The organism is Methylosinus sporium (assembly GCF_003113265.1).
Taxonomy (GTDB): Bacteria; Pseudomonadota; Alphaproteobacteria; order Rhizobiales; family Beijerinckiaceae; genus Methylosinus; species Methylosinus sporium.
The window spans coordinates 1-13,118 of sequence record NZ_PUIV01000004.1; the positions used below are offsets into that span (position 1 = coordinate 1).

The window sequence follows — 13,118 nt, forward strand, 5'->3', positions numbered from 1 at the left end:
GGCCGAGCCCCGCCCCGCCTCCCGCCGCCCCGCGCTGGCCGGCGCGGCGGCCATCGCCGCCGCGCTCTGCCTCGCCCTGGCGGTCGGCTTCGACGATCTCGCGACCTGGCTGCGCGCCGATATTTACGCCGGCGTCGGCCAGCGCAAGAGCGTGACGCTGGAGGATGGCTCGCGCGTCGAGCTCGACGCGCGCTCGGCCATCGCCTTGCATTTCGAGCCCGGCCGCCGGCGGCTGACGCTGCTCGAGGGAGAGGCCTGGTTCCAGGTCGCGCCCGACGCCGCGCGTCCTTTCGTCGTGGAGGCGGCCGGCGGGTCGGTGACGGCGCTCGGCACGGCTTTCGACATCGCCATGGACAAAGGCGAGGCGCGCGTCACCGTCACCGAGCACAGCGTGGCGGTGGCGAGCGGCGGCGGCTCGGTAGTGGTCGAGGAAGGCGCGCAGAGCGCCTTTTCCGCTGAGCGCGCCGCGCGGCCCGAAGCCGTCGACGTCAAGCGCGCCACCGCTTGGCGTCGCGGCAGGCTGATCTTCGAGAACAGGCCGCTCGGCGAAGTGCTGGCGGCGCTCGGCCGCCACCGGCGCGGCTATGTCTATTGTCTCGGCGAAGCGAGCTGCGCCCGGCGCGTGACCGGCGTCTTCGACGCCGAGAATCCGGCCCAGGCGCTGCGCGAGATCGAGGCTTTTCTCGGCCTGCGCGCATTCCATGTCACCGACTATCTGATCCTCCTGCACGGCTGAGGCGTTTCGCAGCGCGCGAAAAAATTTTGCGCCGCGACGTTTCGTTTTTCGCATCCACCGCGTCCAGCAAGACAGGGGCTTCTCGAGCGCCCCGAGGCGGACGATCGACGAGGAGATGCGGAGACATGGCGAGGAAGTCGGCGCGCGGCGAGCGGCGAGGAAAAGCGAATATGGGTTCGACGGTCGCGGCGGCGGCGTTCGGCGCCTTGATGACGGGAGCGGGAGTCTCGGATTCTCCCGCGCAGGCCGCTATTGCTCCGCAGGAGCGCTCGGGAGTCATTCAGGCCTATCGCATTCCCGCGGGCTCGGTGGCTTCGGCGCTGAATGTCATCGCCGATGAGAACGATCTCCATGTGCTCTATGACGCGCGCCTCACCCATGGGCGCATGACGCCCGGCCTTTCCGGCAAATATTCGGTGCGCGAGGCGCTCGGCGCGCTGCTGGCGGGCACCGGCCTCACTTATGAATTCTCGCGCGACGGGCAGGCGGTGTCGATCGTCCTCGCGCAGAACGACGCCGGGACGCAGACCGACGCCAGCGGCGCGACGCCGCTGCCGACGATCGACATTGGCGCGCAGACGAATGGACGCGGCGACGACGCGCGCGCCCGTCCGGCGCCGGGACCGGGCGATCGCTACACGGGCTATACCGCCGCCAGCGCGGCGGCGACATTGAAGGTCGACACGCCGCTGCTCGAGACGCCGATTTCGGTGCGCTCGGTGACGCGCCAGACGATGGACGACCAGCAAGCGATCTCCGTCGGCGACGCCGTGCTGACCAATGTCTCCGGCGTGACGCCGCTGCCCAATCTTCTCGACGTCTACAAGGTGCGCGGCTTCTCCGTCTCGCAGAGCACCTATAAGAACGGCCTGATCGAGCTGCGGTCGCGCTATCTCGACACGGCCAATCTGCAATCCATCGACGTGCTGAAAGGCCCGGCCGCCATGCTCTTCGGTCGCAGCGAGCCGGGCGGCCTCATCAATCTGGTGGTGAAACGGCCTCTGGAGACGCCTTATTACTCGATACAGGAACAGGTGAAATCCTATGGCGGCACGCGCACGACGATCGATGCGACCGGCCCGCTGACGGCGGACAAATCTCTGCTCTATCGCGTCAACGCCGAATATTACCGCGCAGATTCCTATCGCGATTTCGTCACCGATCGCAATTTCTTCGTCGCGCCGACGATCTCCTATCGGCCGATCGAGCAGTTCCGCATCAATGTCGATTTCGAATATCAGAACAAGACCTGGGTCGATGATTATCAGCTGCTGCCCGCGGTCTACGATCATCCGGCGAATATTCCGATCAGCCGCTATCTCTCTGCGCCCTATCTCACGACGAATTTGACGAATCACTTCGACAAAAAGCGCATCGCCTATGACTGGACCTATGACATATCGAAGGATTGGAGCATCACCAATCGGCTGAGCTATACGAGCGTGGGCACGAGGAACGGCAATGTCGCCGGCGCCGCCTTCAATCAGATCACTGGCGTGCTGAACCGAACTTACGTCTATTTCCCCGGCAATACGGACAACACTTTCGCCACCAATCTCGATCTCAAAGGCAAGTTCGAGACTGGGCCCTTGTCGCATTCCGTACTGCTCGGCTTCGACTATTTCAGCAATTATTGGGGCATGAAGAGCCAGATCATCACGCCGATCAGCGCCATCAACATATATGCGCCAAATTATTACACGCTCGATCTTCCCAGAGGCGGCGGCTATGCGCATTCCGGCGAGCAATGGACCGGCGTCTATGGACAGGACATGATCTCCTTCCTCGACGACAGCGTGCACGTGCTGCTCGGCGGTCGTTATGACTGGAACGCCGTGAGTTCGTCCGGCAGCTACAACGCTAATTGGTGGTCCGCCTACACCGGCTACAAGACAGCGGACACCTCCGCTTTCAGCCCGCGCGTCGGCGTCGTCTATCAGCCGCTGCCTTTCATGTCGGTCTACGGAAATTTCGCTCAGTCCTTCGGCTCCAACAACACGAGCAATTACAGCCTGCCGCGACCACCGCAACGCGGCGAAATATGGGAGGTAGGCGCCAAAGCGGAGCTCTTGGACAAACGGCTAACGCTGACCATGGCCTATTTCGACATCACCAAGACGAATATTCCGACCGCCGATCCGCTCAACTCGACCCTCTCCTATCTGATCGGCAAAGCGCGCAGCCAGGGCTTCGAATTCGATCTCACCGGACGCATCGACGACAATTGGAGCGTCATCGCAAATTACACGCATGACGATGTGCGCACGCTCGAGGGCTCGTCGGCCAATGCGCTCGCCGTCTACAACGGCCAGCTCGCTTCACCCGGCAAGGCGCTGGCATCGAGCCCGCGCAACTACGGCAATCTCTGGGTGAAATATGACGCCGACGACGCTTTCAAGGGGCTGAGCCTCGGCGCCGGCCTCACCGTGACGGGCAGCGCGCTCGGCGACAACGCCAATTCCTTTGTGCTGCCGGGCTATGCGCTGCTCAATGGCATGATCGCCTATACGACGAAGATCGAGGGCGTCACCGTCACCGCGCAGCTCAATGTGAAGAACATCACCGATACGGTCTATTACCCCGCGTCGCAGGACCGCACCTATATCATGACCGGCGCGCCACGCAGCTTCCTCGGCTCGCTGCGGGTGGAGTTCTGACGCTCACTCGAACGTCACGCTGAGCCCGTGACGTTCGAGCTCTTCCTCTATCGCCTCCAGAATTGTCTGCAGCTCGACGATGTCGATGGAAATCTCCTCGTCGGGCGCGTCCCAATTCTCTATGTCGTCGAGGCGGATGAAGAAATCCGTGTCCTCGTCCGCATCGGGCGGCGGGGCCGAATTGGCGATGGTCAGCACATGGCCGCCGGAAAGGACGCGGATCGCGCCTTCCGTCATCTCGATCACGATCGATTTGCGCCGCCCCATGCCGATGCTCCCGCTGTCGCGCTCACTCTACAATCAATCCGGCCCGAATCGCCACTTTTCGCATCAAGGTCGGAAGCCCCTCCTCGGAAAGCCTCGCGAGCGGCGTCCAACGGCCGTTCTCGATATAAGGCGGCGGCGCCGGAAGCGTCGCGGCGAATATTGTGAGACGCAGCGAAAAATGCGTGAACACATGCTCGACCGCGCCGGGCAACTCTTTCCAGCGCGCCGCCATGGGCGCATGGGCGCGGGCGCGGGAAGGGTCGAAATCGACGCGAAAGGGCGTCGAGGGAAATTCGCTCATGCCGCCGAGCAGGCCGCGCGGCGGCCGCGTGCGCAGCAACGCCGCGCCGCCGCTGGTCACGACGAAAGCCGCGCCGCGGCGCAAAGGCTTGTCGAGCTTTTGCGCCTTGACAGGGAAGCGCTCCGTCTCGCCGCGCAGCGCCGCCGCGCAGGCGGGCGCTAAGGGGCAGAGATCACAGCGCGGCGCGCGCGGCGTGCAGACCGTCGCGCCGAGATCCATCAGCGCTTGCGTGAAATCACCGGAGCGCGCGGCGGGGAGCAGCGTCTGCGCCTGCTCGCGCAAGTCGCGCTTGGCCTCGCGGATCGGCCTGTCGATGGCGAAGAGCCGGGCGACGACTCGCTCGACATTGCCGTCGACGGCGACGCATGGCGCATCGAAAGCGATGGCCGCCACCGCCGCCGCCGTATAGGGGCCGACGCCGGGCAGCGAGAGAAGATCGCCCTCCTCCCGCGGGAAAATTCCGCCGCGCTCGAAAGCCACCTGTTGCGCGCAGGCGTGGAGATTGCGGGCGCGGGCGTAATAGCCGAGCCCGGCCCAGGCTTTCATCACCTCCTCCAGCGGGGCGGCGGCCAGCGCCGCGACGCTCGGCCAACGCGCGAGAAAGGCGTGGAAATAGGGTTTGACCGCCTCCACCGTCGTCTGCTGCAGCATGATTTCCGACAGCCATACGGAGTAAGGATCGGCCCGCTCGCCAGGCGCCGCGCGCCAGGGCAGATCGCGCCGGCTCCGGTCGTACCAGGAGAGCAGCGCACGCGGATCGGGCCGCGGCGGCTTTTCTGCGGACGACCTTCCGGCCGACGACTTGGCGGGGACTCTCGGCATGGGCTAATCTGTCCTTACCGAGATCGGAGCCGATCGCGCAAGGAGCAGGCCATGACCGGGGCGGCGACGGGACGCTCGAAAATCAGGCAATCGCGCCTCATCGGCGAATTCATCGACAGGACGCTCGATCCTCTGGCGGCGCGGCATGGCTTCAGCGAAAGCTCGCTGCTGCTGCGCTGGGAGGCGATCGTCGGCGCGCGCGTCGCCGCCATTTGCGAGCCGGTGAAGCTGCAATGGCCGCCGCGCGCCAAAAGGCGCGCGGCCGACGAGAACCAAACTGGCGCCAAAAGGCGCGCGGCCGACGAGAACCAAACTGGCGCCAAAAACCGCGCGGCCGACGAGAACCGAGCCGGCGCCAAAAACCGCGCGGCCGACGAGAACCGAGCCGGCGCCAAAAACCGCGCGGCCGAGAAGGAGGACGAGCCGGCGACTCTGGCGCTGCGCGTCGAGCCGGGTTTCGGGCTCGACATTCAGCATATGAGCGCCGCCATCATCGAGCGCGTGAACACGCATCTCGGCTGGCGCTGCGTCGCCAAGATCACGATGAAACAGGAGCCGCTCGCCCCCCGCCGCGTCCGGCCGGCGAAGCCGCCGGTCGATCTCGCGGCGCGCCGGCAGGCGGAGGCCGCGACCGAAGGCGTCGCCGACGAGAGGCTGCGGGCCGCGCTCGTCACGCTCGGCGAGCGGGCGCTCGCCAAGCCCGCCCGCTGATCATTGGATGATCCAATAAGCGTCGGGATCGCCGCGCATATGCACTTTCGCCAGCCGGCTGAAGGGCGGGACCACCTCGACGATGAGGTCGCCGCCGAGCACGCGGCAGTCCTTGCTCTTTATGCCGCGGCGGATCATTTCCCGCGCCGCCTCGAGGTCATATTGCTCCGCGAGCTCGATGACGCGCTGCATGTCGGCGCGCTCCTTGCAGCCGGCATAGCCCGGAAAGCCTTCGTAAATGACGGCGACCTCGACGGCCGCCGCATGGCCGAGTAGAAAAGGCGCGAGCGCCGCGCCGAGAAAAAACGCCGAGAGCTTCATCCTCGTCTCCCAATGAAATGATCGGCTCGCCCGTGAGGGACGCGGGACGCTTTTGAAATTGCGACAAAAATCGATCGGCGACGCAGGGGCGAATCACTGCGCGCAATGGTCGCTCATTCGGCGCTGAAATTCCTCTGTGGATTTATCGAAATCGATCGACCGCATAGGGCGCCGGATCGGTGAAAGGCGTCTCTCCGGTCATCATCTCGGCGAGCAGCCGGCCGCTCACCGGGCCGAGCGTGAAGCCATGATGCTGATGGCCGAAGTCGAACCAGAGCCCCTGATGGCGCGGCGCCTTGCCGATGATCGGCAGCATGTCCGGGAAGCAGGGCCGGCAGCCCATCCAGGGCTTGGGGTCCAGCCGCTCGCCGAGCGGAAACAGCGTGCGGGCGAGGATTTCGTCCTTGTCCACCTGCACCGGCGTGGGCTTGGCGTCGCGGCTCGCGAATTCCGCGCCGGTGGTGAGGCGCACGCCGCGCGTCATCGGGGCCAGCACATAGCCATTGTCGGCGTCGAGCACCGGATGGAAGAGGCGCGCGCCCTCCTCGGTTCCGTAATGCATGTGATAGCCGCGCTTGACCGCGAAGGGCAGCTCATAGCCGAGCGGACGGAAAATCTGATCCGACCAGGGGCCGAGCGCGACGACGACGTCGCGCACGATCAGCGCGCCGTCATGGGTGGGCGCGCTCCAATGTCCGTCGCGCGTCTGCGCCAGCGCGCGCACATCGCCGGCGAGAAAGCGCCCGCCGCGACGCTGGAACAGCTCCGCATAGGCCTGCGCAACGGCGCATGGATCGGCGACCGAGGCGGTGTCGCGAAAATGCACCGCGCCGACGACGGGCGCTATGTCGGGCTCCAGCGCCGAAAGGCCGGCGGCGTCCAGCTCCTCGACGCGGAGCGAAAAGTCGCGCAGCCGCGCAGCGTCGACGATCCCTTTGGCGAGGCTCTTCTCGCTGCGATAGAGCTTGATCCAGCCGGTGCGGCGCACGATGTCGCCTGCGCCCGAGAGCTGGATCAGCGCGTCATGCTCCTCGAGACAGCGCTCGACCAGCGGCAGCGCGTCCAGAGCGTGACGCTTGGCGCGCTCCGGCGAGCTTTCGCGGAAATAGCGCCACAGCCAGGGCGCGACGCTGGGCAGGGCCGAGAAATGATAATGCGCCTGCGGCGAGAGATTGAGCGCATAGCGCAGGAGATCGCCGAAATCGCGCGGGAAGAGATAAGGGAAGATGGAGGCGCGCTCGATGAGCCCGGCGTTGCCGAAACTGGTCTCGAGCCCGGCCGCGCCATGCCGGTCGACGAGAACAACGTCTCGCCCCCGCGCCTGCAGATGCAGGGCGGCCGAGACTCCGACCATTCCCGCGCCCAGCACGGCGACATCGGCGGTCTGCTGCATAAGGTCCTCCGGGCGAACACATTCTAAAAGCGGAATATGGCGGCGCGGGCGGGTGAACGCTAGCGCAAGCGTTGCCTCATCCGCAGCAATATTTCGGCCAAGGCCGCGTCTTTTCCCCTTTGTGGTTTATTCACCACAAAGACACAAAGGACAGGAAGCGGAGCCGGCCCCGCCCCCTTCACTCTGCTCACGGAAGGGCCTAAACGATCCTCTTCCCGCCGACCGGCCGCGCGAAGACTTTTCCCAAAAGGACGCCCAAGCCCATGATCCCTCGCTATTCCCGCCCCGAGATGACGAAGATTTGGGAGCCGCAGACGCGCTTTCGCATCTGGTTCGAGATCGAGGCCTATGCCTGCGACGCGCTCGCCGAAATCGGCGTCATCCCCAAGGAGAGCGCCAAGGCGATCTGGGACAAGGCCGATTTCGTCACTTTCGACGTTGCCCGCATCGACGAGATCGAGCGCGTGACCAAGCATGACGTCATCGCCTTCCTCACCCATCTCGGCGAGTTCATCGGCCCGGATTCGCGCTTCGTGCATCAGGGCATGACCAGCTCCGACGTGCTCGACACCTGCCTCGCCGTGCAATTGGCGCGCGCCGCCAATCTTCTGATCGCCGATGTCGACGGTCTGCTCGCCGCGATAAAGCGCCGCGCGCTGGAGCATAAATATACGCCGACAATCGGCCGGTCGCATGGCATTCACGCCGAGCCGACGACCTTCGGCTTGAAGCTCGCGCAGGCCTATGCAGAGTTCACACGCTCGCGCGAGCGGCTCGTCGCCGCGCGCAAGGAGGTCGCGACCTGCGCCATTTCCGGCGCCGTCGGCACTTTCGCCAATGTCGATCCGCGCGTCGAGGAGCATGTCGCCAAGCAGCTCGGCCTCGCGGTGGAGTCTGTCTCGACGCAGGTCATTCCGCGCGACCGTCACGCCGCCTTTTTCGCGACGCTCGGCGTTGTCGCTTCGTCAGTGGAGCGGCTGGCGATCGAGATTCGTCATCTGCAACGCACAGAGGTGCTGGAGGCGGAGGAATATTTCTCGGCCGGGCAGAAGGGCTCGTCCGCCATGCCGCATAAGCGCAATCCTGTGCTCACCGAAAATCTCACCGGCCTCGCGCGGCTGGTGCGCGGCATGGTGACGCCGGCGCTGGAGAATGTCGCGCTATGGCATGAGCGCGACATTTCGCACTCTTCCGTCGAGCGCAATATCGGCCCCGACGCGACAGTGACGCTCGACTTCGCGCTCTCGCGCCTGACCAGCGTCATCGATCAGCTCGTGATCTATCCCGAGAATATGCAGAAGAATCTCGACCGCCTCGGCGGGCTCGTGCATTCGCAGCGCGTGCTGCTGGCGCTGACGCAAAAGGGCGTCTCACGCGAGGACGCTTATGCGCTGGTGCAGCGCAACGCCATGCCGGTATGGCGCGGCGAAGGCGAGTTCCGCAAGCTGCTCGGCGCCGACGCCGAGGTGAGCGCGAAGCTCTCGCCCGCGGAGCTCGATGAATTGTTCGATCTCGCCTATCACTTCAAGCATGTCGACACGATCTTCGATCGCGTCTTCGGCAAGGCGTGAATCGGGCAAGCAGTGACGCGCCCTCACGCCACCGTCTGCTTGCCATTCTCGTCGAACAGCACCTCGGTCTCGTCCTCGCCCATCAGAATAAGCGCGCGGGCGAGACCGCCCTCGGCGCGATATTCGTAAGCGTGGCGCAGCTCCACCTCGCCATAGACCATCTTCTCGCACAGAAGCAGACGCTCGGCCTCGTCATAGCGGGCGCGAAAGAATGTGTTGCGATTGGCGAGGTCGTTCGGATCGAGCGGCGACGTCAATTTGAGCGGAAGGCTCACGCCGCTATAGGTAAGGAAATAGTAATAACCGTCACTGTCCGCCTTCATGCGTTTCTCTCCCGTCGGGCCGGCATCGGCGCTCGCGCCGGGCCTCGTCGGAGCCATTGCGTAGCGCGCTCCGCGCAAAAAGAAAACCGCCTCGCTGCGACCAATTCTGCGCTTGACGAAATTCAGAATCGAGATCACCATTTCATCATCGCGTCACAGGGGGCCGCGGGAAACGGCGACGAGCCGACCCGGGCGAACCGATCGAGCGGGACCTCGAGGGATGAGAACGCGATGGGCGGGCCGGCGTGGCAACGCACGCAGGCCTCGAGTCGAGCGATACATGCGAGAGGAGCATGACGCCACCGGGTCACACCGTTTGACCTCAGCCGAGGTCGAAGGCGCAGCAAAGAAATCGAGCGCAGGTTTCCTCAAGCGCCGACATTCGTAACATCCCGACGGGCGGCGAAACGCGAAGGCCAAGCGCGACGCCTCCCAATCTTCCGAATCTGGAGCTTTCCGGAGATTTCGCATTCTGCGAAACAAGCGGCCCCGCCAGCCTCAGCGCTGCGGGGCCATCTCATGCATCCCCCCTCTTCTGCCCTCTCCCGCCGAAATCATTTGTAATTCGCCCGCAATTTCGCTAGCGCCTGCCTGCGGCGCAGCGTCGCGGAGGCGTCGATTTGAAAATCGTCATCGTCGATGAGAGTCCGGTGCGGGCTGCGATCCTCGAGGATGGATTGCGCGAGGCCGGCTTCACCAATGTCGAGCGCATTGCCGAAATGCGCAGCCTGCTCGCGCGCATCTATGCGATCGATCCGGACGTCATCCTCATCGATCTCGAAAATCCGAGCCGCGACATTTTGGAGCAGATGTTCCAAGTGAGCCGCGCCGTGCGCCGGCCCGTGGCCATGTTCGTCGATCAGAGCGACGCCGCTTCCATTCAGGCTTCCGTCGACGCCGGCGTCTCCGCCTATATCGTCGACGGGCTGAAGAAAGAGCGCATCAAATCCATTCTCGATCTCTGCGTGTCGCGCTTCAACGCCTTCTCACGCCTGCAGGACGAATTGGCGCGCGCCAAATCGGAGATAGAAGAGCGCAAGACGATCGACCGCGCCAAGGGTCTTTTGATGAAGGCGAAGAACCTCAGCGAGGAGGACGCCTATCGGCTGATGCGCAGCACGGCCATGCGCGAGAAGAAGAAGATTTTCGAGATCGCCCAGGCGATCATCACCGCCTCGGAGCTGTTCAAATGACCGCGGAGCGCGAACATTTACGCATCGGCTTCATTCCGCTCGCGGACGCCGCCTCGCTCTTCGTCGCCGTGGACAAGGGTTTTGCCGCGCAGGAAGGGCTCAATGTCGAGCTCGTGCAGGAAGTCTCCTGGTCCAATGTGCGCGACAAGCTCAATATCGGCATGTTCGACGCCGCGCATCTTCTCGCGCCCATCGCCGTCGCCTCCAGCCTCGGCGTCGGCCATGTGAAGACACCGATCGTCGCGCCCTATAATCTCGCCATGAACGGCAACGCCATCACCGTCTCTCCCGCGCTGCATGAGGCGATGCGGGCGCGGCTCGACGGCGATGCGCTCAATCCGCTGGCCACGGCGCGCGCGCTCGCGCGCGTCGTCGCCGATCGCAAGGCCGCGCAGGCGGAGCCGCTGACCTTCGGCATGACCTTCCCCTTCTCGGGGCATAATTATCAATTGCGCTATTGGATGGCGGCCGGCGGCGTCGATCCGGATGAGGATGTACGGCTCGTCGTGCTGCCGCCGCCCTATATGGTCGGCAGCCTGGCGCAGGGCCATGTCGACGGCTTTTGCGTCGGCGCGCCGTGGAATTCGGTCGCCGTCGATCTCGGCGTCGGACATATTCTGCATTTTTCGGTCGAGCTGTTCTCGCGCTGCGCGGAAAAGTCGCTCGCCATGCGCGAGAGCTTCGCGCTCGAGCACCCGAATGTCGTCGCCGCTCTGCTGCGCGCGCTGCGTCGCGCCGCGCGTTTCATCGCCGAAGCCGATCCGCATGAGATCGCCGCTCTGCTCGCACGGCCGGATCGCGTCGGCGTCGGCGCCGATGTAATCTTGCGGACGCTGCAAGGCCGGCTCAAGATCGCGCCCGATGGCGCGACGCGCGAGAATGCGCGCTATCTGCTGCTCGGCCAGGAAGGCGCCGAGCGGCCCGACCCCACTCAGGCTGCATGGCTCTATGCGCAAATGGCGCGCTGGGGACAGGCGCCCGTCTCATCCGCCCTTCTCGACGCGGCGAAAGCCGTGTTCCGCCCCGATCTCTTCGACGCCACTCTGCCTGCGGCGCCGCGCTCCGGCGACGCCATCAGCGCCTTCTGCGGCCCAAAATTCGATGATCGCGACCTCGACGCCTATCTCTCCGCCTTCCCCATTCGCCGCACGCCATAGCCTGTTTTTTTATCGATCCGGCGCCTGCCTATTGGGCAAGGCGCCGACTGAGGCGTCGCGCCTCGCCGCGACGGTTCTACAAAAATCCTTTGATTTACAAAGGATAATGGCTGTTCCGCCATTTGGCGCGCAGCTTGCAACACTCTCCCCGACGATGCGCCTCGCGCATCTTTCCATTTGTCCAACGACGGACGAACAGCAACGCCGCTGTCCCGAGGAGTTCGCGCGCCATGCGCTCTCCCGAGGGAAGCGGCTTTTTGCGTTTCGCGCCGTCGACTAAAGGACGGCGCCGACTCGCCCTGACCGATGCGCTCGCAGCGCGAAGAGGACGACGGTGACGATGACAGACGAAACAAGCTCAGCGAAAACCAATGCGGCCATGACGCTCGATCGTCGCGCGCTGCTGCGCGGCGCGGCCGGCGCCGCGGCGAGCTTCGCCGCCATTCGCACGGCCTTCCCCGGCGGCGCCTTCGCACAAGGCGCAGGGCCGGAAACGACGAAAGCGATCCTCGGCTATATCGCGCTGGTCGACGCCGCGCCGCTCATCATCGCCAAGGAAAAAGGCGTTTTCGCCAAGCATGGCATGCCCGATGTCGAGGTCGTCAAGCAGGCCTCCTGGGGCGCGACGCGCGACAATCTCGTGCTCGGCGGCGCTGCAAACGGCATAGACGGCGCGCATATTCTCACGCCCATGCCCTATCTGATCACAACCGGCAGAGTGACGCAGAACAATGCGCCGACGCCTATGTACATACTCGCGCGTCTCAATCTCGACGCGCAGGGCATTTCCGTCGCCAATGAATATAAGGATCTGAAGGTCACGACCAACGCCTCGGCGTTGCGCGAGGCCTTCGCCAAGAAGAAAGCCGAAGGCAAGGAAGTGAAGGTCGCCATGACCTTCCCCGGCGGCACGCATGATTTGTGGCTGCGCTATTGGCTCGCCGCCGCTGGCATAGATCCCGACAAAGACGTCTCGACCATCGTCGTGCCGCCCCCGCAAATGGTGGCGAATATGAAGGTCGGCAATATGGACGCCTTTTGCGTCGGCGAGCCGTGGAACGAGCAGCTCGCCAATCAGAACATCGGCTACACCGCCTGCGCGACCGGCGAGATCTGGTCGAAGCATCCTGAAAAAGCGCTCGGCCTGCGCGCCGATTGGGTCGACAAAAATCCACGCGCCGCACGCGCGCTCACCGCCGCCGTGCTGGAAGCGCAGCAATGGTGCGACAAAATGGAGAACAAGGCTCAGCTCGCGGAGATCGTCGGCAAGCGCCAATGGTTCAACGTGCCCGTCGCCGATATCGTCGGCCGCCTGAAAGGCGATCTCAATTACGGCAATGGCCGCATCGAGAAGGGCACGAAGCAGTTCATGAAATTCTGGCGCGACGCCGCTTCCTATCCCTTCAAGAGTCACGACGCCTGGTTCGTCACCGAGGACATTCGCTGGGGCAAGCTCGAGCCGACGACGAACATCAAGGCGCTGGTCGACAAGGTGAATCGCGAGGATATTTGGCGCGAGGCGGCAAAATCCATCAACGTCCCCGCCAAAGAAATTCCGACATCGACGTCGCGCGGCAAGGAGACCTTCTTCGACGGCAAGGTCTTCGATCCCGAAAACCCACAGGCCTATCTGAAGAGCCTGTCCATCAAGCGCGCGCAGGTTTGA

General features: G+C 64.5%; 12 protein-coding genes. 7 read left to right on the top strand and 5 right to left on the bottom strand.

Features of this window, described 5'->3' with window-relative positions:
• On the top strand, window positions 1–736 hold a 736-nt coding region (locus C5689_RS04180), incomplete at its 5' end, for a FecR family protein (protein ID WP_108916020.1).
• 170 nt (window positions 737–906) lie between these two features.
• On the top strand, window positions 907–3,393 hold the full coding sequence (locus C5689_RS04185; RefSeq protein ID WP_108916165.1) for a TonB-dependent siderophore receptor: 2,487 nt from the start codon (window positions 907–909) through the stop codon (window positions 3,391–3,393).
• Window positions 3,394–3,396: 3 nt separating this feature from the next.
• Here the strand turns inward: C5689_RS04185 and C5689_RS04190 are convergent, their stop codons facing one another.
• Both C5689_RS04190 and mutY read right to left on the bottom strand, forming a co-directional pair.
• The gene (locus C5689_RS04190; protein ID WP_108916021.1) at window positions 3,397–3,660 is read right to left on the bottom strand and encodes an Imm74 family immunity protein; all 264 of its coding nucleotides are present in this window, start codon (window positions 3,658–3,660) and stop codon (window positions 3,397–3,399) included.
• A 22-nt stretch (window positions 3,661–3,682) separates the two neighbouring features.
• Window positions 3,683–4,783, bottom strand: a complete 1,101-nt coding sequence (mutY, locus tag C5689_RS04195; RefSeq protein ID WP_108916022.1) for an A/G-specific adenine glycosylase — start codon at window positions 4,781–4,783, stop codon at window positions 3,683–3,685.
• Window positions 4,784–4,834: 51 nt separating this feature from the next.
• On the opposite strand from mutY, the gene C5689_RS04200 reads away from it, so the two are divergent.
• Window positions 4,835–5,494 (top strand): DUF721 domain-containing protein, encoded by a 660-nt coding sequence (locus C5689_RS04200; protein ID WP_108916023.1) that lies wholly within the window; start codon window positions 4,835–4,837, stop codon window positions 5,492–5,494.
• Here C5689_RS04200 and C5689_RS04205 read toward each other — a convergent pair whose 3' ends face one another.
• Both C5689_RS04205 and C5689_RS04210 read right to left on the bottom strand, forming a co-directional pair.
• Window positions 5,495–5,815 carry a hypothetical protein gene (locus C5689_RS04205; RefSeq protein ID WP_108916024.1) on the bottom strand — a complete coding sequence of 107 codons (321 nt, stop codon included), beginning with the start codon at window positions 5,813–5,815 and terminating at the stop codon, window positions 5,495–5,497.
• Window positions 5,816–5,957: 142 nt separating this feature from the next.
• Window positions 5,958–7,208: an FAD-binding oxidoreductase gene (locus tag C5689_RS04210; protein WP_108916025.1), complete on the bottom strand. Its 1,251-nt coding sequence runs from the start codon at window positions 7,206–7,208 to the stop codon at window positions 5,958–5,960.
• 263 nt (window positions 7,209–7,471) lie between these two features.
• Here C5689_RS04210 and purB point away from each other — a divergent pair, with 263 nt between their 5' ends.
• Window positions 7,472–8,779, top strand: coding sequence for an adenylosuccinate lyase (purB, locus tag C5689_RS04215; protein ID WP_108916026.1), 1,308 nt, complete (start codon window positions 7,472–7,474; stop codon window positions 8,777–8,779).
• A 23-nt stretch (window positions 8,780–8,802) separates the two neighbouring features.
• Here the strand turns inward: purB and C5689_RS04220 are convergent, their stop codons facing one another.
• Window positions 8,803–9,102: a DUF6156 family protein gene (locus C5689_RS04220; protein ID WP_108916166.1), complete on the bottom strand. Its 300-nt coding sequence runs from the start codon at window positions 9,100–9,102 to the stop codon at window positions 8,803–8,805.
• Window positions 9,103–9,722: 620 nt separating this feature from the next.
• Between C5689_RS04220 and C5689_RS04225 the strand changes: the two genes are divergently transcribed.
• The 3 genes from C5689_RS04225 (at window position 9,723) to C5689_RS04235 (ending at window position 13,118) form a co-directional block, all read left to right on the top strand.
• Window positions 9,723–10,295 (top strand): ANTAR domain-containing response regulator, encoded by a 573-nt coding sequence (locus C5689_RS04225; RefSeq protein ID WP_108916027.1) that lies wholly within the window; start codon window positions 9,723–9,725, stop codon window positions 10,293–10,295.
• On the top strand, window positions 10,292–11,452 hold the full coding sequence (locus tag C5689_RS04230; protein ID WP_108916028.1) for a CmpA/NrtA family ABC transporter substrate-binding protein: 1,161 nt from the start codon (window positions 10,292–10,294) through the stop codon (window positions 11,450–11,452). Before C5689_RS04225 ends, C5689_RS04230 begins: the two co-directional genes overlap by 4 nt.
• A 340-nt stretch (window positions 11,453–11,792) precedes the next feature.
• Window positions 11,793–13,118: a CmpA/NrtA family ABC transporter substrate-binding protein gene (locus C5689_RS04235; protein WP_108916029.1), complete on the top strand. Its 1,326-nt coding sequence runs from the start codon at window positions 11,793–11,795 to the stop codon at window positions 13,116–13,118.

What these genes read in the sequence shown, in the direction of transcription:
- C5689_RS04220 (WP_108916166.1), bottom strand. Translation starts at nt 9,102, where the DNA reads ATGAAGGCGGACAGTGACGGTTATTACTATTTCCTTACCTATAGCGGC.
- C5689_RS04185 (WP_108916165.1), top strand. Translation starts at nt 907, where the DNA reads ATGGGTTCGACGGTCGCGGCGGCGGCGTTCGGCGCCTTGATGACGGGA.
- purB (WP_108916026.1), top strand. Translation starts at nt 7,472, where the DNA reads ATGATCCCTCGCTATTCCCGCCCCGAGATGACGAAGATTTGGGAGCCG.
- C5689_RS04210 (WP_108916025.1), bottom strand. Translation starts at nt 7,208, where the DNA reads ATGCAGCAGACCGCCGATGTCGCCGTGCTGGGCGCGGGAATGGTCGGA.
- C5689_RS04190 (WP_108916021.1), bottom strand. Translation starts at nt 3,660, where the DNA reads ATGGGGCGGCGCAAATCGATCGTGATCGAGATGACGGAAGGCGCGATC.
- C5689_RS04230 (WP_108916028.1), top strand. Translation starts at nt 10,292, where the DNA reads ATGACCGCGGAGCGCGAACATTTACGCATCGGCTTCATTCCGCTCGCG.
- C5689_RS04205 (WP_108916024.1), bottom strand. Translation starts at nt 5,815, where the DNA reads ATGAAGCTCTCGGCGTTTTTTCTCGGCGCGGCGCTCGCGCCTTTTCTA.
- C5689_RS04200 (WP_108916023.1), top strand. Translation starts at nt 4,835, where the DNA reads ATGACCGGGGCGGCGACGGGACGCTCGAAAATCAGGCAATCGCGCCTC.
- C5689_RS04235 (WP_108916029.1), top strand. Translation starts at nt 11,793, where the DNA reads ATGACAGACGAAACAAGCTCAGCGAAAACCAATGCGGCCATGACGCTC.
- mutY (WP_108916022.1), bottom strand. Translation starts at nt 4,783, where the DNA reads ATGCCGAGAGTCCCCGCCAAGTCGTCGGCCGGAAGGTCGTCCGCAGAA.